The 21,886-nt window shown below is 45.4% G+C and carries 23 protein-coding genes and 1 pseudogene; 16 read left to right on the top strand and 8 right to left on the bottom strand.

Features of this window, described 5'->3' with window-relative positions; all coding sequences use genetic code 11:
- The first annotated feature begins 73 nt into the window (after positions 1–73).
- The 5 genes from AC0IYG_RS00215 (at position 74) to AC0IYG_RS00195 (ending at position 4,935) form a co-directional block, all read left to right on the top strand.
- Positions 74–565: a globin domain-containing protein gene (locus AC0IYG_RS00215; RefSeq protein ID WP_471709027.1), complete on the top strand. Its 492-nt coding sequence runs from the start codon at positions 74–76 to the stop codon at positions 563–565.
- 31 nt (positions 566–596) lie between these two features.
- A complete protein-coding gene (locus AC0IYG_RS00210; protein ID WP_471709026.1) occupies positions 597–1,814 on the top strand; it encodes a hypothetical protein in 1,218 nt (405 codons plus the stop codon).
- A 271-nt stretch (positions 1,815–2,085) separates the two neighbouring features.
- Positions 2,086–2,895 (top strand): hypothetical protein, encoded by an 810-nt coding sequence (locus tag AC0IYG_RS00205; RefSeq protein ID WP_471709025.1) that lies wholly within the window; start codon positions 2,086–2,088, stop codon positions 2,893–2,895.
- Between the two features lie 529 nt (positions 2,896–3,424).
- Positions 3,425–3,958 (top strand): helix-turn-helix domain-containing protein, encoded by a 534-nt coding sequence (locus AC0IYG_RS00200; RefSeq protein ID WP_471709024.1) that lies wholly within the window; start codon positions 3,425–3,427, stop codon positions 3,956–3,958.
- A 65-nt stretch (positions 3,959–4,023) separates the two neighbouring features.
- Positions 4,024–4,935, top strand: a complete 912-nt coding sequence (locus AC0IYG_RS00195; protein WP_471709023.1) for a hypothetical protein — start codon at positions 4,024–4,026, stop codon at positions 4,933–4,935.
- 123 nt (positions 4,936–5,058) lie between these two features.
- On the opposite strand, the gene AC0IYG_RS00190 is transcribed toward AC0IYG_RS00195, so the two are convergent.
- From AC0IYG_RS00190 to AC0IYG_RS00160, 7 genes and pseudogenes are all read right to left on the bottom strand, one after another.
- The gene (locus AC0IYG_RS00190; RefSeq protein WP_471709022.1) at positions 5,059–6,594 is read right to left on the bottom strand and encodes a hypothetical protein; all 1,536 of its coding nucleotides are present in this window, start codon (positions 6,592–6,594) and stop codon (positions 5,059–5,061) included.
- A 47-nt stretch (positions 6,595–6,641) separates the two neighbouring features.
- Positions 6,642–8,813, bottom strand: a complete 2,172-nt coding sequence (locus AC0IYG_RS00185; protein WP_471709021.1) for a T9SS type A sorting domain-containing protein — start codon at positions 8,811–8,813, stop codon at positions 6,642–6,644.
- A 370-nt stretch (positions 8,814–9,183) separates the two neighbouring features.
- The gene (locus tag AC0IYG_RS00180) at positions 9,184–10,056 is read right to left on the bottom strand and encodes a pirin family protein (RefSeq protein ID WP_471709020.1); all 873 of its coding nucleotides are present in this window, start codon (positions 10,054–10,056) and stop codon (positions 9,184–9,186) included.
- A gap of 63 nt (positions 10,057–10,119) precedes the next feature.
- On the bottom strand, positions 10,120–11,133 hold the full coding sequence (locus AC0IYG_RS00175; protein WP_471709019.1) for an Atu2307/SP_0267 family LLM class monooxygenase: 1,014 nt from the start codon (positions 11,131–11,133) through the stop codon (positions 10,120–10,122).
- A 95-nt stretch (positions 11,134–11,228) separates the two neighbouring features.
- Positions 11,229–11,615: a YybH family protein gene (locus AC0IYG_RS00170; RefSeq protein ID WP_471709018.1), complete on the bottom strand. Its 387-nt coding sequence runs from the start codon at positions 11,613–11,615 to the stop codon at positions 11,229–11,231.
- Between the two features lie 769 nt (positions 11,616–12,384).
- Positions 12,385–13,802 (bottom strand): annotated as a pseudogene (locus AC0IYG_RS00165) (amidohydrolase family protein).
- Positions 13,729–14,187 (bottom strand): amidohydrolase family protein, encoded by a 459-nt coding sequence (locus AC0IYG_RS00160; protein ID WP_471709017.1) that lies wholly within the window; start codon positions 14,185–14,187, stop codon positions 13,729–13,731. Before AC0IYG_RS00160 ends, AC0IYG_RS00165 begins: the two are co-directional and overlap by 74 nt.
- Positions 14,188–14,582: 395 nt before the next feature.
- Between AC0IYG_RS00160 and AC0IYG_RS00155 the strand changes: the two genes are divergently transcribed.
- The 11 genes from AC0IYG_RS00155 (at position 14,583) to AC0IYG_RS00105 (ending at position 21,104) form a co-directional block, all read left to right on the top strand.
- Positions 14,583–15,167, top strand: coding sequence for a Crp/Fnr family transcriptional regulator (locus AC0IYG_RS00155; RefSeq protein ID WP_471709016.1), 585 nt, complete (start codon positions 14,583–14,585; stop codon positions 15,165–15,167).
- A 281-nt stretch (positions 15,168–15,448) separates the two neighbouring features.
- Positions 15,449–16,810, top strand: a complete 1,362-nt coding sequence (locus AC0IYG_RS00150) for an alginate export family protein (RefSeq protein WP_471709015.1) — start codon at positions 15,449–15,451, stop codon at positions 16,808–16,810.
- A gap of 105 nt (positions 16,811–16,915) precedes the next feature.
- On the top strand, positions 16,916–17,842 hold the full coding sequence (locus tag AC0IYG_RS00145; RefSeq protein ID WP_471709014.1) for a cation:proton antiporter: 927 nt from the start codon (positions 16,916–16,918) through the stop codon (positions 17,840–17,842).
- A 326-nt stretch (positions 17,843–18,168) separates the two neighbouring features.
- Entirely contained in the window at positions 18,169–18,597 is a 429-nt protein-coding gene (locus tag AC0IYG_RS00140) for a Crp/Fnr family transcriptional regulator (RefSeq protein ID WP_471709046.1), read from the top strand.
- Between the two features lie 274 nt (positions 18,598–18,871).
- Complete coding sequence (locus AC0IYG_RS00135; RefSeq protein ID WP_471709013.1) at positions 18,872–19,054, top strand: hypothetical protein; 183 nt, start codon at positions 18,872–18,874, stop codon at positions 19,052–19,054.
- Entirely contained in the window at positions 19,036–19,503 is a 468-nt protein-coding gene (locus tag AC0IYG_RS00130) for an isochorismatase family protein (protein ID WP_471709012.1), read from the top strand. The genes AC0IYG_RS00135 and AC0IYG_RS00130 overlap by 19 nt, the downstream gene beginning before the upstream one ends.
- A 22-nt stretch (positions 19,504–19,525) precedes the next feature.
- Positions 19,526–19,684, top strand: coding sequence for a hypothetical protein (locus AC0IYG_RS00125; protein WP_471709011.1), 159 nt, complete (start codon positions 19,526–19,528; stop codon positions 19,682–19,684).
- 212 nt (positions 19,685–19,896) lie between these two features.
- On the top strand, positions 19,897–20,136 hold the full coding sequence (locus AC0IYG_RS00120) for a nuclear transport factor 2 family protein (protein WP_471709010.1): 240 nt from the start codon (positions 19,897–19,899) through the stop codon (positions 20,134–20,136).
- Complete coding sequence (locus tag AC0IYG_RS00115) at positions 20,126–20,383, top strand: MoaF-related domain-containing protein (protein WP_471709009.1); 258 nt, start codon at positions 20,126–20,128, stop codon at positions 20,381–20,383. Before AC0IYG_RS00120 ends, AC0IYG_RS00115 begins: the two co-directional genes overlap by 11 nt.
- Before the next feature lie 132 nt (positions 20,384–20,515).
- Positions 20,516–20,959, top strand: a complete 444-nt coding sequence (locus AC0IYG_RS00110) for a nitroreductase family protein (protein ID WP_471709008.1) — start codon at positions 20,516–20,518, stop codon at positions 20,957–20,959.
- Positions 20,960–20,978: 19 nt separating this feature from the next.
- Positions 20,979–21,104, top strand: a complete 126-nt coding sequence (locus AC0IYG_RS00105) for a hypothetical protein (protein WP_471709007.1) — start codon at positions 20,979–20,981, stop codon at positions 21,102–21,104.
- A 348-nt stretch (positions 21,105–21,452) separates the two neighbouring features.
- On the opposite strand, the gene AC0IYG_RS00100 is transcribed toward AC0IYG_RS00105, so the two are convergent.
- Entirely contained in the window at positions 21,453–21,668 is a 216-nt protein-coding gene (locus AC0IYG_RS00100) for a hypothetical protein (protein ID WP_471709006.1), read from the bottom strand.
- Between the last annotated feature and the right edge of the window lie 218 nt (positions 21,669–21,886).

Here is a 21,886-nt window from a genome sequence, read left to right as displayed (position 1 = left end):
GTAAGTGCCTTTACAGCATTTTACTATTTGTCGTTTTTCAAAATTTCCACTTTCTAATCAATTCATTATCCAGATGACATCCGAACAAAAACAACTAATAAAAGACACCGTTCCCGTGCTAAAAGTACACGGCGTGTTGCTGACGACGCATTTCTATCAGCGTCTGTTCACGCATTATCCCGACCTGACAGCCGTGTTCAACATGGACCATCAGCAAAGCGGTCGTCAACCCATAGCGTTGGCTTCTGCCGTACTGGCCTACGCCCAACACATCGACAATCCGCTGGTACTGGAGCCAGCCCTGACCCGCATTGGTCATAAACACACCAGCCTGAACATTCGCCCCGAGCATTATCCCATTGTAGGCGAGCAGTTATTGGCTTCCATCAGCGAGGTGCTGGGCGAAGCCGCTTCGCCAATGCTTTTAGATGCCTGGGCCGCCGCCTACGCACAATTAGCCACTCTGATGATTGGCATAGAGGCAACCATGTACGCGGCACAGGCTGAAAAGTCGGACCTGTCATTACCTCCCTCGGGCTGCCCTATGCACCAGATGGCTTCTTAAAATGTCCCTACAATCTTCCCAACTATGGATCATGGCACTACGAAGCAGTTTTCTCGCCCTTTTAGGCTGCTCGGCAGGGACAATGACAACAGCACAAACGGAGATAACTGGTGACTCATTGATTCTTACGTATAGACTAGCTCGTGATCGCCGTCTCGACCTATTTAATAAGTCAAATGAAAGCCTCATTCCCCGCCGCCCGCCTAAGATATCCAGTTTCAAAATCAGCCATAACGGACAACCCGTGTTGATAAATGATCGCGATGGCAGAAAAGTAACAATCTGGCAGGCCTGGTTCCTTCAGGACGCGCCTGAATCAGCTGTGCTGGCCTCCAGTAACCACGTATATCTGATTACTGCCGGCAACCGGTCCGCCGGTGCGGGTCAGACTCACGTCACGACCGTCGCCAACACCGGAGGCGCACTTAACACCTACCAATGGCTCGATAGTGATAATGGACAATCCGGCAGGACACAATTTAGTTTTCCGGCAGATAATTCCGAAGCGTCCCGGTTTTTAAATGGCGGGCGTTACCTTTTGGTCAATGAATGCAGCGTCCTGGATATACAAACCCTGACGGTTCATCCGCTCGATTTAGTCAGCAAGGCTGCGATAGAACGCACAGACGGGTATACCCGGATAAACTCCATATTGGTTGGTTTTTCACCCGGCAAAACACAATTGGTATTTATCGGCACCCGCTACAACCACCAGCGAAAGCGGTCTGAATACGCCCTTTTAGCCGTCGACTTTGTAAAGAACCAAACTTATGTCGTTCCATTTCGTCCTTCGGTTACGCAGTTTATACTAGCTGAGGACGCTAAGTCCGACTGGCTCGCCACGTATTTCGACTGGACAACTGATAGTGAGGGTAAGGAGGTTCTGAGTCTGCGGCACTACACTCAGCGCCCGCCCTGGCACGGTCGGTGGGCACAGAACCTGGGTAAAATGCCGCCGATCCGATACGAACTAAAACCCGTATTGCCTGGCATGTTTGAGCACTTTATGCGCTGGTTTCAGATGCAGTATCCAGCCATTGAGCCAAAAATTAACCGGCGCGAGGGTTGGATCAGTGCGGATATCACCATCAATGGGTCCTTGCTTACGCTCTACTTCCGTGATGATTACAAAAGACTTGGTCTGGAAAGTACGGATGAAAAGCTACTTAAAACCATAGGCGACTTGTTTGACGGGGAACTGCGTCAGGGCCGTTTTCAAGATGGGTTTGCCGAAATGGATCCTGACTGAAGATGCTGTCGTAAAGAGATGCACATAAACGATTCATCGCCATTGACCTGCGGTTCAATGTCCCGATTACAGCCGCTCAGGACGAAACTTTTGACGCCCTACCAGACTCGCCTCACATTTGTATCATAGTAAAGCAGGAAGCGCCGAAAACCTGAAATCGAGTAGGCAAAAATGAGAAGTGAATAAAATAGTATTTAAACCAACAAAGCCATGTTAAACAAAACACATTTTTTCAAAAGTACCCTTTTCCTTGCCTTAGCGATTGGCTCATTTGCCTGCCAGAAAGATAGCGCTGTGGACCCCATGCCTTTCTGAAGCAGCCTCAGCATCAGCAGCGCGGATCGGAAGTGATATTGACTCACCCAACTTTCCCCAGGTGCACAAGCTCACAAAACATGGTCAGGCAACCCTGTTTTACGACAACAATGGCCGGCTCATGAACGTGACCACCCCCGCACGTGGTGGTCTCGCTATCGAGACCGATTACACCTATAGTCCCGGTAAAATCAGAGCGTTTACGCATCAGGGAAAGGTCAAGCTCCGTGATGAATCCTTTATGCTGGATGCAAGCGGGCGCTGCAAGGAATCAGCAGAAGTGATTACCGTTGTCAACAACAATGTTCCTCTAACTTACTTAAGGGAGTGGAAGTTCAACTACAATGAGAAGGGTCAGTTATTGACTTACCAGAATAAAAATAGCTGCGTTGGTGGATTCGGGTATGCTTACAATGCTGACGGCGACATAATCTCGGCGACGGAATCGACAGGAACATCTACCAGTTTTGAAACAAAATTCAACTACACTCCGGCAGGGGGCGACCCGATCATGAGCGATAATTATCCGTTGAACGTAATCGGTGTGAAAGAACATGATGCTTACCTGCGGATTTTCGGTAAGCCGGGCAAGCACCTGGTCACGCTCGTAACCGAGCAGGGTTCACTCGACGGCGATTATTACAATTACACGCTGGACGCGGATAGCTACGTGACGCAACGTAAGCAGTACAAACTGATAGGTAGCAGCCTGGTCGATACCAAGTCGTACGCATACGTGACAGTCAACATGGGGCTGCAGTTCTGAACAGCACGCTACTGAAACCTGGGTGGGCTGAACCAACTTAGAGGACAGCATAGCCCGACAAAAGCCCTCCGGCGTCCATGCCGGCGGGCTTTCTGTTTTTAGTCTCCTGGCCTGCTAGTTGTTTGAAACACAGTAGGCTGGGCGGATTATTTTAGTTGACATTTAGTTGACATAAAAAATTGAAAATATTACCTTGGGATACAACGATGATTGTTGCTAGACACTGCACGTCAAATGGAAGTAAAAACACACCTGCTGCACCCAGCTCTCCACGAATATGTGCTCAACATACTAACGGTAGATTTGACGCTGATGGATGGAATTAGTGAGGTGGTAACACCCTTTCCGCCTTCGCCTTTCCAATCATTGATGTTTTATTGCAATGATCCTGTATCAATGGGCCGTCCCGGGTCGGCAAATTTTGAAGTGCAGCCACTTGTCTTGCTTACCGGGCCCCAGCTTTCCCGTGTAAATGTCAAAGTGCACAAACGTCTCCGGTCGGTACGCTGTCGATTTCCTGCCGGGTGCCATGTACCGCATCTTGAATGTTCCCATGCACGAGTTGGCTGATGGCGGCTATGACGCACTGGACTTTTTTGATGCCGAGATGCGGAGCGTCAATGAACGTTTACAAAATATAGGCACGATACAAGAAGGTAAAAATATAGTCGAAGAATTCCTTTTGAAAAGGGTAATTGGTCTCAGGAAGATGTTGCCCTTTGATGCTGCCATTCGCGCGCTCCTGGCAACTAATGGTGCAATGTCTATTGAGAAAACAGCATCACTTTCCTGTCTGAGCTTAAAACAATTTGAAAGGACATGTAAAGAAAGAATAGGCATGAACCCGAAATTCTATGCACGAATTTTAAAGTTTTCCAAGGCGTACAGGCTTCGGGAAGATTTCCCACAAATCAGCTGGTTACAAATAGCGCACGAGGCAGGATACTTCGATCAAATGCACATGATCAGGGACTTCAAGATTTTTGCCGGGGTAAATCCTTCTGTCATAGAGCAAGAACTGCGTTCAACCCCGCTGCGTATGCAAAAGGACATGCGTTACTGAGAAAATGTCGATTTTGTACTAGGCACAGGGTCAGCCTGCAAGATAGATTTGTGATTAAAAAAATCATGAAAACATCTCATCTGGCATTATTTATCGCGTGCTTTCTTCTCATTTGTAATCAGTTAAATGCGCAGTCTTATGAAGGATTGACACATTTAAAGGGATTTAAAACAGATACTTATTACAGTAGCGGGTCGGAAGCAAAGGCCAGGCGCATGGCGCAACAACTCGACAACGTGCAAGCATTCTACGCCGGGCTGTTACAATTTACACCCACAGTAACCCTTCTGATACTCTCTCCGGGTGATTGGAAAAACTTCACCAAATTCCCTTTTTACGGTATGCCTCATTATACCAGCAATAAGACGCTGATAGTGGCTGCCGAAAACAATGATCATTGGAAAAGCATGGTTCCAGCTACTGACAAAATTCCAGCCGCATACGCCGGACCCGTTAAAGAAGCCTATTCAGATAAGAATGGCGGGCTGAATATGGAGCCATTTTTTGACTTGCTGGCAATTCATGAACTAGGTCATGCCTATCATAACCAGGGCGGTTTGGTCATGCAGCGCAGGTGGATGGGCGAGTTATTTCCAAACATTTTGCTTCATACTTACATTGCTGAAAAGGAGCCTGAGCTTTTGAATGCGCTGACTACATTTCCTAAAATGGTCGTTGCAACCACTGACAGATCTGCCTTAAAATACACCACACTGCAAGAGCTGGAAACAAATTATAATCAGATAGGCCCGAATTACCCGCAAAACTACGGTTGGTACCAGTGCCGCTGGCATATTGCCGCCGGCGAAATCTATGACGCGAGCAACACTGACGGCCTTACAAACTTATGGAACACACTGAAGACCCAAAGGGAAATTTTAGGAGATCTCGAATTAGCTGAATTACTGAGTAAAAAGGCGCATAAAAGCGTTGCAGATGTCCAGCTGAATTGGGATAAAGCAGATTCCAGGCCTTAGCTACAAGCGAACGTCGCCCTCCATTTTGGAAGACGACGTGTTCAGTTTTTCAAACTTAAACAAGCTGTTAATCCCTGGAATTCACTTCCTGGTCACTTATTTAAAGGCGAAGGGGCCAGCTATTTAATATTCCATAACCAGTCCGAGACTATTAATAACTGCAGGTCCCATGCCGTTGCCGTGGGCTGTGATGGCAACGCCGCCTCCATCTAATTGCACCCAGCAGCCATTTTCATTCTTTTTGACCGAATAGCCTCCGGGAACCGCCGTTTGACCAATTGCATACACCGAGCCATTAGCTCCCGCTGCTATGTCCCGGCCTAACGCGCCGGTATCATCCATAGATGTTCCGTTCGATTTCAGGATCCTATTGGCATTGTCAACGGCCCAGGCAACTCCGGTTGAAGATACCGCGATGCGCACCGCGCCCTTCCCGGGCATTTGGTTCCACTGGTTGTTTTTCCAGAATTTGATCGCAAAACCGCCAGGGGCGGGTATTGTGCTGATAATATAGGCTGCACCAGTAGTCCCAACAGCAATGTCAAGTGCACTGCCTGGCAACTTTTGCCACGAAGCATTGCTGCCACCTTTATAAATTTGGCCAGCATTATTTACGATCCATGGCAAGCCGTCCGGGCCAACAGCTATACGAAGACCTCCTCCCTGAACCGTCACGAATTGATGTGTCACATAATTATACCTGTTGATTGCGTATCCTCCATTTACTGGCACTTTACTGATTGTCCACAACGATTGCGTATTGCCCGATGATGCTGCGATATCTGTGGCCTGAGCGAGGGAATATTTCCAGGTATGTTCCGGATACATAGTTTCCACTGCTTTTATGTCGTATTTACTGAACCCTTTCCAAGTGGTAACCGACGAGTTCATCACCGAATTATTATCCATAAAAGGTGTGTCGCAAATCTGGGCCTCAAGGAGACCTGACATTTTATCTGTGTGGGTGAGGCCGATTGCGTGACCCAGCTCGTGAGCAATAGCCTCCCGCTTTTTAGCTAAGGGCATTGCGCTCTCCGAATTGTAATAAACATTGACTTCCATGCCGCCACCTATTGTTCCGTCCGAGTTTGGCAGACATTGACGTGCTAACCAGTTTGGCGATCCATCGGGATTGGGGAAACCAAACTGGGGAGTTACCACGATGTCAGCCTTATCAATGTTGGTTGCTTGCTGAAAATGCACCTTTGTGTTAGGTATAGCATTCCAATCTATCATTGCCAGGACGACGGGTTCATACCAGTCCCCGTAAATGCTCGAAGCGACGTGAACCTTAATGTCTTTCACAACTTCGTCTTTCAGCCCCCAAAGGAGTTGCCGCTGGTTTACCCTTGATCCCTTATCGGCATTGAGATAGCCTTCGGCACTGCTTCTTGTGACTTTAATATCACCATCGATGATGAATGTGTTTTCCTTCTGATCATAAACGACCTTGTCAGCGGGTGCGCCGGTAAGGCCGGCCAAAAAACTGCTGAGTGCTTGCAGCTGAGGATCATTGCCGGTCTGTTGGGGAATGGATGGTTCCGAGGTGATGTCCGGGTCTTTACAGCTTTGAAAAAATAAAAGCAAAACGAAGAGCAGCATTGCCCTGGGAATGATTGATGATGATTTGGGAATTTGAACTAAAAATTGATTTTTCATGGCATTGACTAATAAATGGGTAGTAAACTGATTGATTAAATAAGACCTTATCGTTTCAAAATCTTCATAGTCTGTGTCTTGGTTGATGTGCTCACTCTCAGGAGATAAATACCGGTTTGTTCTTGGCCCATCGGAATTGTTTCCTGATATGTGCCATGTTCTGCGCTTACAACTTTATCAAAAATAGTGTGTCCTGAAAGACTCATCAGCTGCATTCTCACTTCACCGCCAGTGGCGCCTTCAACATCGACCGAAAACTGGTCAATAGCGGGATTTGGGTAAGTTGTTACATTGAATTCTACTTTCGTCTCCAATTCCCCATCTAAGCTCTCTGCTATTTCAGACGCTTCACGAGCTCCGGTATTTGGTAATCCTGGGTTTGGCTCGCTTGGCGTGGGGCCATTATCGAATACAGATGTGATCAGATAGCCCACGGTGCCTGCTGCAAAAAACATCCCGTCGCGAAATGTAATGCTGTGAAGTTGTTCATTGTTTGAATAGACGTATGGGTAGTTATTTTTGGAGGTATAAATCAAGCCACCCAGTGTAGTCATTACAAACTGACCGTTTGCGTAGCAGACATCTGTGAAATGTGCATTGTTCAAATTTAATATTTTCGTCTTCCAGGTTAAACCATCTGTCGAAGTCACAGTGGTATTATTAGACCCAACGGCCATCCATTTGCCTGCGCCATAAGCTACGCTGGAAAGATTGTTAAATGTGCCGGTCGCTTTAAAGTACCAGTAGTTACCATTGGTTGAAGTAGCAAGCGTGCCATTCAGACCAACTGCCACAAAAAGACCGTTTACATACGAAACTCCAAGGAAACTATTAATGCTCAGGGAGTTTGATTTTGTCCATTTTTTGGCATCATCTGAAAACAGGATCACACCTTTCATGCCGACTGCCACATATCTGCCGCTTCCATAAGTTACACCTGTCAGTTTTTGCCCAAAATTAGCCTGGCTGTAAATCCAGTTCATACCGTCAGTCGAAGTTTGAATAATTGCATCATCGCCAACGGCTACAAACTTTCCATTTCCATAGGTTACATCATTGAAAGACTTGCCGATTCCGTACAAATGCACGGTGTTTGCAATCGAGAAATTCGCTCCATCAGCAGAGCTGACGATGACATTTGATCCTCCCAAACCAGTTGCACCATTGTCAAGCGGCGCACTTCCGACAGCCACAAACTTGCCATTTCCGTAGACTACGCCATTCAAGGTCATTTTCCGCGTATTTACCCCGGGATAGTACCAGGTTTTTCCGTTGGTAGATGAAAAGCGCATTTCGCCATGGTATCCGACTGCGAAAAAATGGTTGTTCACAAAACGCAATCTTAGGAAACCCAAATCAGAGCCTGTCTTAACAGCCGGGCTTCCCCAATAATTGCCATCAACAGATGTCACAGCAGTCTTCGTACTCGCATCAACAGCGACAAAGCTGCCGGTCGTAGGATTGAAGGCCACGCTGGTAAAAGCTGTTGAAGGATTTGGCCCGAACTTAGCCTTCCACACATATCCGCCCGCAGAGTACAGGATTGCACCATCGCGTCCCACGGCCGCAAAGTTTGAATTTTTGCCGGGCGTTACACTATTCAATGTTTTTGTTGTTCCTGAGGTCACTTTATACCAGCCTTCACCATTGTTCGAGGAAGTGGCAATAAATCCGTCGTCTCCCACAATAACAAATGTATTGTTACCGCCGTATGTGACATCATTAAGGCTCTTGGTTGTCTCCGACGTTCTTTTAGTCCAGTTGTCTCCGTTGGTAGAAGTAACGATCGTACCCAGGTATCCAACAGCTACATAAACACCATTGCCGAAAGTAATGCTATGGAGGTTTTCTGTTGTTTCGGAATTTCTTTTTGTCCAGTCTACTCCGTTTGTGGAAGTCAGGATAACACCGTTCGATCCAGTAGCTACAAATCTTCCGTCTCCAAAAACAATAGAAAGAAGGAAGCCCTGTTTACCTAAGGGAGTAGACTGGGTTTCCCACTTTTGGCCATCGGTGGAAGTACGGATTGTGGCATCGTCGCCAACAACTATATATTTTCCTAGTCCATAAGCTACGTCTTCAAGCAATGAACTCTGATTTACAATGTGACGGATCCAGTTGTTTTGGGCGCTTGCGTTGAATGTAGTGATCAGCAGAAATACTGTGAGTAATGTTTTACAGAGGCGTGTAAATGTTTCGTTTGTAACTGATTTTTTCATGACAACAGATAATAATGATAAAGTTGATTTGCCAGAACCGACTTCTTTCGGAAGGCAATGCAAACGTAGGAAGTCTATTTCCCGACATCAATTTATCGAAATGCACAAAAGGTCAACGATCATGAAAACGGAGGTATACAAAAGGTAAACATGGGTTTGAAAGTGCTATTTTACACTTTCTATCTTCGGGATCCACCTTAAAGACACTTTACATTATGAGTAGCATCGGTTTATTTAAGGATCATTTCGGAGCTTCGAAAAGGGGATGTCACAATTGTTTAGAAAATGTATGGACACAACCATGTTTGCCTGATCAGTCCATACATTTTGGTAGTATTCGGAATGATAATTAATTGATGTTGTGGACTTTCTATCTCTGTTTCTCATAATCGATCTTGCCGTATTCGCCATTATAAAAATCCCGGTAAGCAATGGCTATGTCCAGCTTGGAGTTCATTACGAACGGTCCCTCAGCGAAGATCGGCTCCTGATACGCTTCTCCACCAAATAATATGAGATCGCATGCTTTCTCGCGTTCGTTTTTTAGCTCTATACTACCTGCTTTTCTGTCAAACTCGATAAATTCGCCGACATTGAATATTTCATCATTGATGACGGCTGGCATCTCGGGAAGGTAGGCGGCGACCTCTATTTCGTCCGCAAATTCGATCGCAAAAACGGCACCTGCTTCCAGATGGATATGATAAAGAAATTGCTGTGAATAATTGGGTATAACCGAACTTATATCCTCAAATGTCCCCACGATAACTTTGATCCAACTTTTCCCGTCTGGCAGGTCTTTGCGCGGCACTTCGTTTCCTTCAATGGCTAAATAAGCGGGTTTGTCAGCCTTGATCTCTGAGGGCAGATTGATCCAGAACTGGAAAGCATGTACAAGTTTGGAATCACTTTGCGAATCATAATTCAACGTTTCATCATGAATGATCCCGTTACCAGCATTCATCCATTGGACCCCTCCGGAATGAACCTTGGCATAATTCCCCGCGCTGTCAAAATGTTCGTCTTCGCCATTCAGTATGTAGCTCAACGTGGCAATGCCGCGGTGTGGATGTGCGCCAGTCACTTTTTTATTAATCTCGCTCTGGATCCTTGGCACGATATGGTCAAGAAATACGAACGGCCCAACCGCGTCGGCATATCTGTTAGGTAGCACTCGGGATATTTCCAGGGGGCCGATATCTGCCCTTTGCCCCTGGGTTGAAAAGCTGCTATTCTTCTTCATAAAAATTGACTGTGGACGAATAGAATTAAGGAAAGTTTTTTGATGGTGATAGCCATATCGCATCTATTGAACCAGAGGGATGACCTGTCTGCCGATCAACTGGATTGACCGCATTAACTGCTGGTGTGTAAGGCCAGCAATGTCCATTTGAAATGTAAAAAGGTCGATGCCGCCGAGTGCTTCGCTATGTCTTTTCAACTTTTCTGCCACCGTTTCCGGCCCGCCGACTACCAGGACTCCCTTTGGAGAGACGCCTGCATCGAATTGGGCTTTGGTAACCGGCGGCCAGCCGCGCTCCCGGCCAATTTTAGACCAAGACTCCATATAGCCAGGATAATAATCTGCGATCGCCGACTGATCGTTATCGCCTACATAGCCCGGTGAATGCAGTCCGACTTTCAGATCTTCCGGCTTGAAACCAGTTTCTTTTCCGGCCTTTCTGTAAAGATCAACAAGCGGTCTGAAACTTTCTGTCTGCCCGCCTATGACGGCCACCATCAGGGGAAGCCCCAGCGTACCGGCGCGGACAAATGATTGCGCAGTACCACCGACGCCAACCCAAACTGGCAATTTCTTCTGTACCGGGCGGGGATATACCGGCTGGTTATGCAATGCGGGCCTAAACTTGCCCGACCAGGTAACGAATTCCTCGTCCCTTATTTGCAGCAACAGTTTTAATTTCTCTTTGAATAAAGCATCATAATCATTCAGGTTATAACCGAACAACGGAAACGCTTCTGTGGCAGAACCCCGGCCTGCAATAATTTCCGCACGTCCCTTAGAGATGATATCCAATGTAGCGAATTGTTGAAACACTCGCACCGGGTCCGATGTGCTCAGCACGGTCACCGCACTCATCAGCCTGATTTTTTTGGTACGGGCAGCAGCAGCCGCGAGTATCACCGCCGGAACAGAATCAAGAAATTCTTTTTTATGATGTTCCCCGATCCCGAACACATCCAGCCCAGCCTCGTCCGCCGCAACAATCCTGTCCAGCAGTTGCTCCATTGCATCAACGCTATTCAGTTCATTACTTCCGTACATCGCTGATGCAAAACTATCTATGCCTATTTCCATATTTTTCTTCTGATTTTAAATTGTATTAAGTATGTAGGACCCGGTAACTATGCCGCGATCAAGATAGGGTGCGGGCAGATTGGTGCACCCGCAGACTACTTAGGTTGGTTAAACAGATACCGCGCAATTTTCCACTCCCCTTGTTCCTTCCTTAATAGAAAGAACTCTCTGTTTTCCGCTGGAATATTTTCTCCGGTCGCATTGATGCGTGTAGTTCCAATTGAATGTGTCCTAACAAAAGAGATATCATCTTTGATTATTACCTCGTCAATGGTTACTTCGACAGTTAACTGGATAGCCTTGAAAAGATATTCATATGCTGTGATCAATTGTGATGTACCAATAGCGGTTGGTGCACCCGCAGCTATAAATACACCGTCTGTTGTATATGAACTGACGGCAGTTTTTACATTAGATTCGTTTAGAGCATTGAAATAATCATTTAATGCTTTTTCTACTGCTGATTTGTCTTGATTTTCCATTTTATCTGATTCTTCGTTTTAGTTATTTTTTTGCGTCTTTGTTTCTAACAATTGCGCACTGGATGTAAATGGTGCAATTTTAGTGATACTCTTGAAGTGAAGAGATGATATATGTTTTATAAAATCGTAGATATTTGTCTATAAAAACACCCTTACGGTGACAATGGAATTGAAGATATTTGTCGTATAGTCAGTATTTTCAAAGTATTGGCTCACACTTATCATTCGAGCCAGATTTACAATAGAATTCTCTTGATTATATTTAAAAAATTTACTGGTCTCGGGAAAAGTACTAGCTACAATTTGATCAAATAATGCTTCGTCTTTGAAAGCCTTTTTCTGAACCGAATTCTTCATAGCCTTAGGCGAAAAGGAATTAGCATCATATTGAAAATTATGGCTTTTTTCATGACTCAATATTTGCAGCCTTAGAATTCAAACCCTAGCCGTAGCGTCACCCTGGGCGATTGCTCCGCTTTTTCTTTGGGAATTATACCGTTTCTATATATACGTTATCTTTAAAGGTTTTGAAATGGAGGGTCACGTGAACTATCCAGGCTTTCCAGCAATGTTTTTTAGCAGGCTTCGAAACTTGTTTAGTGGGCTCTTTTTTACGCTTGGGAAAATAGCATCCCAGAATCCGGGATGCTATTTTGATTACAACTGTACTGCTCCATTACCTATATAAAATATTTATAACTGCATCTGACTTGGACAGAAAGGCACTGTTACCTGGGATTTTTCAACCACTGCTTAACCTTTGTTACGTTTATTTTTGAAACTGGTAACCGCCAAAATACTTCACAGGTGACCAGGAGGGCAGCGGATCAGCGATCTTTGGCGAAAGGTCACTGAACTTATCTGAGCCATAAACCACTCTTCCGCCTACAACAGTCAGGACAGATTGCAGGTTTTTGATCTGGTCATCAGGCACAGAAAAGTAATCATCACTCAGCAGCACGAAGTCTGCGAGGTTACCCGGTGCGATGCGTCCCTTGTCGAGTTCCTGATTTTCAAACCAGGCAGCACCAATGGTATATAATTTCAGTGCTTCTTCGCGTGTCAGGCGGTTATCCTCAGCAAGAATAACATTACCCGAAACGGCTTTGCCGGTTACTGCCCAGCTAATACCGAGCCACGGGTTACCTGGTGAAACACGGAAGGCGTCGGTAGTCAATGATAACGGGATACCGCTTTTCATCAGCGCCCTGAACCTTGGTGTGTACAAGGCTTTATCTCTGCCGTGGGTCTTTGCAAAGGCTTCGCCGTGAAGCGCCATTTTATTGTCAAGGGCAATGCCGCCTCCAGCTTCTTAATCCGCTCAATATTTTCATCACTGATTGTTTCTACATGTTCTATGCCAAAGCGCATGCCATCGAGTGGCGTAGTCTTGACCACTTCTTCCATCGCGTCCAGGAATGGTGTCAGGTTTTCATTGTAGGTCATGTGCATACGGAACGGAATCCGCTTTTGTATGAGTTTACGAATGTCCTCCTCAGCATATTTCCTCATTTTCTCATTTGGAACAATAAAAGTAGGTTTGTCAAAATTCTCATGGTCATGGGTCTCGGCACGGAGAACTTCGCCGGTCCCTTCATACTCATAGCCATGCTCCAAAGTGGGGTGCAAATTTTGTCCCGGACTCACTGGTGAGATCTTGGTAATCCTCTCGATCTCGATATCTACCCAGGTTTTATTTGGATCATAACTAAACCCGAGGTCAGCGAAGGGAAAACGGATATTCAGCCTCTTCTCCTTAATAAGTGTTTGAAGCGGTGCGTGACCTTCTGGATAGCCCATTAAGCTGGAGTTATCGATGACCGAAGTGAGCCCGAAGCGGTTCAGGTCTTTAATCAGATATTCAAGGGAACTGGTCTGCTCGTCCGCTGTCGCTTGTGGCGTCATGCCCTCCATAGCCAGGAATTGGAACGTGTAACCGTCTATCACCCCGGTGTAATTCCCTTTTGTGTCTTTTTGGAGTTCTGTACCGGGTTGCAGCGGGAATTTCGAGGTTCCGACTCCAAAGAATTCCATAGCCGGTTTGTTGAGCCAAACCCTGTTGTAAGCATATTGAACATAAAGCGGCTTATTGGGCACTGCTTTATTCAATTCTTCAAGTGGTTGGCTGGCGCTGTTCTTTAAATTGGTACTGTGACCACCCACCGACCACCTTAACCCATTGACCATCTGGCGTTCTCGCCGCTTGCTCGGTCAGCATTTCCAATGCCCTTTTAAGTGTCGGCACATTATCCCATCTTACCTTATGATTGAAGTTTCGTTCGTTCAGCGCATGTATATGCGGATCTTCCAGTCCAGGAATCAGGCGCCTGTTGTCAGCGTCAATCAGACGGGTGTGACCATCTTTAAGAGCAAGAATTTCTTCATCGTTGCCGACTGCATAAATTCTGCCGGCACTGATGGCAAGCGCAGTGGCCTGCGGCTGTGCTGCCGTCAGAGTCGTGATCTTAGCATGATAAACGATCAGGTCCGCACCAGCTGAAGGACTTCCCGTTTGGGCATGTGATCCTAAACTGATAAGCACAGTAGTGAGTAATAAAATAGCTTTTTTCATAGATATTTGTCTTGATTGATAAAACGTGCATTTTTAAAGGCTCCACTGCCTTTCTTACTTCTTTCTGATCAGGCCCTTACGACATCAATGCTTTGGATAAAATAACAATGCAAAATTGCGTCTAACGGGCTTTCGAAGACGATGAGAATTGCTAAAAAAAAACGTCGACAAATGTCGCTTCATACTAGCACTAGCCTGTTAATGCGACAGCTGAAAGGATCGGGGATTTTACCTTGCCGAGCTTTGGTTTTATTAGACCTATAATTTGTAAAGACTTGTATTTAAGGTATTTGTAAACTATTTCAATCTTTCGAAGTGATTTAAAAATTCATTTTGATTTATATTTGCAGGATCATCCATAATATTTAATTCAGTGGTGAACCCGCGGATTGCCTATGTATAACGCATTTTTCGACTATTTGAAAAAATACAGCTCCAAGCCACTTTCGGGTGAGGATAAGGCAATGATCAGGCAAATCTTTACGCCGTTAAGATTAGGGAGAAAAGAATACTTTTTGCAAGCCGGCGATATTTGTATGGATTATGCATTTGTTGTCAAAGGAGCCATGCGTATGTATTCGGTGGATGAGAAAGGGTCGGAACATATCATCAGACTAGGCCTTGAGGATTGGTGGATGGGTGATCGGGAGAGTTTTTTCAACCGTACTCCAAGCCGCTACCATATTGATGCCTTGGAGCCTTGTGAGTTGCTTGTAATCAAAAGGGAAGGGGATGCTGAACTGATAAATAACATTCCTGCGTATACTGAAATGAAAATGAGGCTGGATCAGGCCGCGGAAATTGCCAATAACAGGCGTCTCACTTCGGCCTTAGCCGACACTGCCGGCAAGCGCTATGCCGACCTTATAGAACGTTACCCGGCTTTTGCCGTCCGTTTTCCGCAGCATATTATCGCTTCTTATCTGGGTATTAGTAAAGATACGCTAAGCCGTGTTTTACGTAAGCAAAGGCTAAAATAACGCCGCTTCATTGGTTCCCTTTCAGGCAATAATAGACTTTTATCTACTTCTTTTTTTCACAATTGTCATCTTTTTGATTGATCCCCGTTCAGAGATTTGTATGTCAACTAATAGAATGACCTACATGCCAGGCTAGACCGGTCATGTCTTTCGTGTTCGTTCTGTAAGGCCCGTGGCGAGGTGCAGCTATTTCCGGATGAGTCTCAGATCGGTAAAATGGATCTTGCCATGATGGGAGGCAGGCTAACGGAGATCAATTAATAAATACACGGCTGATGAAAATGAAAATTGTATTATGTGTAAGTCTGTTAATACTGGCAAAATTTTCTAATGGTCAGAATTTCAGGCTGATGCGTTTTGATGAGGACTACTCAGCATTCAAGGACAGTTCACGAACCTTTTATAAGAAGCTGAAATACCTGCCACTTTCGGAAAGCGGAAAAACCTATCTTTCTTTTGGTGGCGAGCTCCGTGGTGAACTGGACCGGGCCGTGCACGAAGACTGGGGTGCAATGAACGTTGGCCGAAACATTTTCTTCCTGCAGCGTTACCAGCTGCATGCAGATCTGCATTTAAGCGATAGGGTCAGAATCTTTGGGCAGTTACGAAGCGGCCTGGAGAACTGGCGAAAGACGGGACCGCGGCCCATCGATGAAGACCAACTAAATGTTCAGAACCTTTTCATAGACCTGATCCCTTACCAGGGAATGGATCGCAGGATAACCTTCCGGTTGGGGCGCCAGGAATTACAATACGGCAGTGGACGGCTGCTCGATGTCCGCGAGGGGCCCAATCTTCGCTTGTATTTCGACGGAGCTAAGGTTGCCTATGCATCCTCAAAATGGAACTTGGATGCTTTCGTTATGGCGGCTGGAGGTGTAAGGACCGGCGTATTTGATAATCGCATTAACCGAAGATCTAGACTCTGGGGCGTTTACGGCACATATCCTGCGGCTAAAATGCTTAATCTCGACCTATACTATTTGGGCATCGACCGGGCTGAGGCACGGTTCGATGATGGTGTTGCCGCTGAATTGCGACATACCGTGGGTACCCGGTTGTGGGGGAACGGAAATGAACTGCTCTACAATTTTGAGATTGGTTATCAGCTGGGCAAGTTTGGGGCGTCAGATATTCGCGCCTGGGGTGGTTCCATGGATATTGGTTATCGCTTCGCTAACCTGAGAGGGGCACCGACAGTGAAGCTGCGGAGCGATTTTATTTCAGGTGACGATGTTAAGGGTGACGGCAAGCTGGGCACATTTAACGCCTTGTATCCGAACGGAGGTTATTTCGGTATGAACCCGCAGGCCGGTCCCGCGAACCTGTTTTCTGTTCATCCGAACCTCAGCTGGAATCCGGTCAGGAACGTGCTGCTTTCAGCAGAGACGGTCTTTTACTGGCGGCAATCCCTGCAGGATGGCATTTACCGCCCGGATGGTTCTCTCAGTCTGGGTTCGTCAGATTCAGACAGCCGCTATATTGGCACAGCATATGTTTCTACGGTATCCTGGCAGATCAGCAGGTTCCTGAGTTATAATGTCGGCGTGCAATATTTTAAGACCGGAGGCTTTATTGACGACGTGATACCTCAGCACAGAGATGGCTTTTTTATTAGTTCACTGTTAGCATTTAAATTTTAACAGAAATGCATGACAACCTGCTTTTTATCCTGGGACTTCCTTTCGTAGTGATGCTGCTGGTTATGCTCGCACAAAAGATACGTATAGCTGGCTGGTGCGTATGTCATGTATGTGATCCATCGTTTTATGCCTACTTCGCCTGCCATTGATGCCACGTTAACCGTGATGACGCCATACATTCTTTTTCTATCGGCAGAGCATTTTCATTTTTCCGGCGTGATGGCCGTCGTGAGCGGAGGCCTGTTCATGTCTTTCCGTGCGCATGAAATATTTAAGACTGGTAGTACAAGGGCAACGATGACGAGTGTATGGCACACGCTCATTTTTATCATGAATACTTTGGTCTTCATACTGATCGGGCTGGATTTGCCGGAAATCGTAGGTGGGTTGGGTGATGTATCCATCGCAGAGGCTATCAAATACGGCGTTTTTATCAGTCTCATTGCTATTGGGATCAGACTTTTGTGGATATTCTCTACCGTACATATTCCACGCTGGTTCAGTAAAAAGGCAAGGTTAAAGCCATCGCCGGGCTGGGAAAATCCGCTCATCATTGGGTGGGCAGGCATGCGCGGTGTGGTATCGCTGGCAACTGCCTTATCCATCCCGCTGTACGTGAATGACGGGAAAGCGTTCCCCCACCGCGACCTGATCATCTTCATCACCTTCGTAGTGATCTTTATTACCCTCGTTTTTCAGGGATTAACACTTCCTGCCATTATCAAACTGACCGGCATCGGTGAACTTGACCCGGTACTTCCTGATCATGAACAACACGCTGGTATCAAGCTCAGGCTGGACACCGTGGCCCTTAAACGGCTGAACGCGCGACATATCTCTGCCAGCGGCAATAGCCTTTTGAGAGGTTATGCCAAGAAACTCGAACGTGAAATCGAAGGACAGCAGGAGTATCTGAGATCTGTCGATGTGTGTATCAACAGGAATTTTGAACGGGAGGTATTTCAGCAGGTAATGGCTGACATTCACAATCATCAGCGGAACGAACTATTATGTTTAATTTCAACTCACTAATTCAATTAATGTATTATCAATATACCGGCCATGACTAAAAGAAAAGAAACCTCGACCAATAGTATCAACCGTCAGTTCTTGAATGGATTTTGCGGTGTAAACTATGCCATAGATATGATTGTTTAGGTTCTTACTTAGACAAACCGGCTAACAGATCAATCTCAATTCTATGTACGAGGCTTTTTATAATTATCTGGAAAAATTTAGTTCTGAGCCCGTTTCAGAAGATGAAAAGGTGTTGCTCAAAAATGCATTGATTCCATCCAAATTACAGAAAAAGACAATATTTACTACATGCTGGCGACCAGTGTAAAAACTTTGCGTTTATAGTTAAGGGTGCAATGCGACAATATCTTGTGGATGATAAAGGCACTGAACATATTGTCAGGTTAGGGGTTGAAAACTGGTGGATGGGAGACCGCGAAAGCTGGGTTATGCTTACAGCAAGCATCTACAATATCGATGCCTGGGAGGATACCGAAATGCTTTTGATTAACAGGGCAAACACCTTAGAACTAATAAGAAAAATACCTGCATTTTCTCAAATGATACAGCAGCTTGACGAAAAAAATAACATTGCTAATCAGCGCAGGCTAACTTCAATCATGAGTTCCACTGCACAAAAACGTTACACTGAATTTATCGACTGTTATCCCGAACTACAACAGCGATTTCCGCAGCATATCATTGCGTTGTATCTGGGTATCACTAAAAATACGCTAAGCCGCGTTAGGCGTCAGCTGTTACAAACATAATGTCCGTCACGCGCTGTTCGTTTCAGAACCAGTTGCCGATGTGATCATTGCAGCGGCAACAGGAAATTAGTTGCAAACCGAAATTACCAATTGATTTCAATGTTGAGTGTTTTATATAGATCTGTTAGCCATTTTAATATGCGAGCCGAGGATAGTCATCTCGGCTTTTTATTGAGTTAGTAGCTATTTGTCTACTGTATTTTTTGTCTTAGATCATCTTTTACTTTTACGCTGCATCGGAACTTTGCCTTTATAAATCAAAAAGCAAAGTATCATGCAAAATGCAAAAACAGGCCTGGAAGCCCTTCTGCGTCCAGAAGACAGCATTCTCGTTCTCATCGATCACCAGCCTTACCAGTTCACCAACCTGAACAGCCACGAGCCTACCATCATTATCAACAATGTTACCGGTCTCTCAAAGGCAGCAAAAGTATTCAAATGTCCCCCACCATTCTGACAACGGTTATTGAAGAACGCGGCGGCTACATCATCAAACAGATACAGGATGTTTTCCCTGAACAAAAACCGATCAACCGGACATTTATCAATACATGGGAAGATCCGAAGGTAACTGACATTGTAAAAGAAAGTGGTCGGAAACAACTGATCCTGTGCGGCTTGTGGACAGAGGTTTGCGTTGCCATGCCCGCGATTCAGGCATTAAGTGAAGGCTATGACGTATTTGTGGTTACAGATGCATGTGGAAGCGTTACAGCAGAAGCTCACGATATGGCAGTACGCCGAATGGTTCAGGCAGGTGTGGTGCCAATCAACTGGATGGCCGTTGCTGCTCAATGGCAAACGCCGACTGGGCCCGGATGGAAACAGCCCGTCCGTTATCCGGTGTTATATTGGAACATGGGGGAGGAAGCGGCGTATCGCTCGCCTGGGAATTGCGGCTTTTAGCGACTCCTGTACCAGAAAATAATTGACAATCAGCAAGCAACATCCTGATCAATTCTGGGTGTTGCTTGCTGATCTGGGGGAGCAGCGCCCCAGAGGTGAGTCCCCTGTCGCGACCGGAATGGATATCGCGCATTTCGAGAATGGAAAAATCAAGTCACTATATGTTTTTCTCGACAGCTAAGCAGCTTCTTGTATTGTGAGTTAACCAAATCAAAATCAGTATTCTAGACAAACATAAAATGACAAATAAAGAAACCGTAGTAAAGGCTATGCAAGCGTTTTTCGTTGAGAGAGACCACACAGCGATCGAACGCTATTGGCATGAGGCGTATGTGCAGCATAACCCATCGATGATCAATGGTCGTCAGGGTTTGAGAGATCTTTTGCAATTTATTGAACCGGGCTTCCAAGCGGACTCCAGGCATTTTCCTAGAAGTAAATGACCTTGTTTTAGCACATAGCCAGGTGCACGGCTGGGGGCCTGCGCCGCTGATCGTAGTGGGTATTTTCAGGTTTGAGAACGGGAAGATAGCAGAGCACTGGGACGTGGTGCAGGAAGAAGTAGCAGCTTCTAAAACCGCAAGTGGAAACGCAATGACCTCATTCACTTATCACAATCCAAATGAAAAATAACTTAATCGGCAACAAATTCCTGGCTGATCTGGGATCATTCAAGGCAGAACTACATTTTGAGACCACTGATTCATTGACCTTCAAAATCATCGAAGGAGGCGGCCCGGGCGAACCAGGCCACACTGAAAAAGTTCAGATTGTGATGGCAGAAGTGCGTCCGCAGGTGTACATGGTGGCATGGAGGGAAGCCACTGGTGCGACGGTTACGCATATTGAAGATCACGAAAACAGGAATCCTTTACAGTAACGCAACCCTGGCAGACGGCAGCTTTTATCCGATGAAGGGAACGATAAGCCCTTTACCAGATCAAAAATCATAATACCCATCAACATTTCTAATAGAAGATTTTGATTTCTATATCAATAAATAAACAAAAAAATGGAACTAATTGAAGCGCTGCAATGGCGCTATGCCACAAAGAAATACATCGATGAGAAAGTATCTGATGAAAAAATAGAAAGGATCATTACTGCTATCAACCTCTCCGCCTCCTCCTACGGAATACAGCCCTACAGACTTTTTGTTATTGATAATGCTGAGCTAAGGAGACAACGGAAAGTGTTCATTCATTTAACCCAACAGATTACAGAAGCAGCTCACTTATTAGTATTTGCCGCTTATGACTCAGTTAATGAAGAATCAATTGACAAATACATCAGGCTGATCGCCGGGGAAAGAAGCGTTCCGGTGGAAGATCTGGAAGTTTTAAGAAAAGAAGGGCTTGGTGGTCTATTGTTCGAAACGGACGCCGAATTTTTTACCTGGGCGACAAAGCAAGCTTACATCGCTTTGGGCACTGCGCCTGATAGCGGCCGCAGCTGAAAAAGTAGATGCAACACCTATGGAAGGATTTGATCCTGATGGCTTTGATGAGCTATTGGGATTAAAAGAGAAAGGACTGAAAAGTGTTGTGCTGATCGCATTAGGTTTTAGGGACGAAGAAAAAGGGATCCGCTTGCCAAAATGAAAAAAGTGAGATGGCCTATTGACGAGTTCGTAAGGCATGTAAAATAAGCCTACACCTTCAAAGTAATGGCAGATCAAGTAGACTTCAAAGTTTATTAGATGTGGTGATTTGCGTCATCCTGTTCCATCATCCGCAGGACAATAGCAAATAACAATGAAACACTAACAGTAGCTTTGTCTTCTTAATCTGCTTAATGATTCTTCCAGTAATTCCTAAATAAGAAGCGATAAAATGCTGTGGGAACCGTTGTAGAAAATGTGGATATCTCCTTTCGAATTCCTGGTACTAGTGTCTGCCGCAGTGCATATCATTGAATTAATTCTTTTGTGCAAAGCAATAGCGTGCTTGTCATCCATAACCTTTAGCATTCTGTGCGATCGCAGGAATATTATCTTTGAGTTCATACATATCATTTTGTGAGATGATCAGCATTTGTGTGTCTTCCCACGCTTGAATATAATATTCTGAGGGTTCTAGCGAGGTCAAACTGGCACGATCATCTGCCCAGTAATTTTCAACAAAAAGCTGAACAATCTTCTCGTTTCCTTTTTTTCGTCTATGCAAAACTGGCGCATCGCCCCCTTCGTAATAAAAGCAGTATACTTTAATACATCACCCGCTCTTAAAAAGTATTGCCTTTTTCGTAAGCTTTTTTCTTGAAATTTACTTTTTAACAATTCTCGTTCAGAACAATTTAATTGTATGTCTGAATACTTTTCAACGTAACTAATAAGTTTCTGAAACATTTAATCACTTTTATGTTATACGAATTTAATAAGAAA

It is taken from the genome of Dyadobacter sp. AC419, from assembly GCF_979253085.1.
Note: the sequence above shows the minus strand (reverse complement) of the source record. Positions and strands in the feature narration are given on the sequence as shown.